This window comes from Faecalibacterium sp. AF28-13AC, from assembly GCF_003478405.1.
Taxonomy (GTDB): domain Bacteria; phylum Bacillota; class Clostridia; order Oscillospirales; family Ruminococcaceae; genus Faecalibacterium; species Faecalibacterium prausnitzii_E.
This window is the reverse complement of the sequence record NZ_QUFG01000034.1, coordinates 372-591: the sequence shown is the minus strand read 5'-3', so window position 1 is coordinate 591 and position 220 is coordinate 372. Positions and strand designations below refer to the sequence as shown.

General features: G+C 44.1%; 1 pseudogene. It reads right to left on the bottom strand.

The window, feature by feature from the left end:
* Positions 1–220: pseudogene (locus DWY95_RS17265) on the bottom strand (recombinase family protein); the annotation flags it as partial.

Below are 220 nucleotides of genomic sequence, written 5' to 3'. Positions count from 1 at the left end.
GGCAAATGTGCAAACGGTGTGCAGAAAGTGTGCAGCCGCTTTCCTACATAAAAAAGAACGTCAAATCTTACGATTTGACGTTCAATATCTGGTGCACCTCGCGCACTCATATCCGAACTTTTCTCTGCTTTCACGGCTTCCCCGAAAGCGACTGTTTCCGTACCTTCCTTATAATTAAAGGTAATGAGGACCTTATCATCGTAGAGATAGATGGCATTGA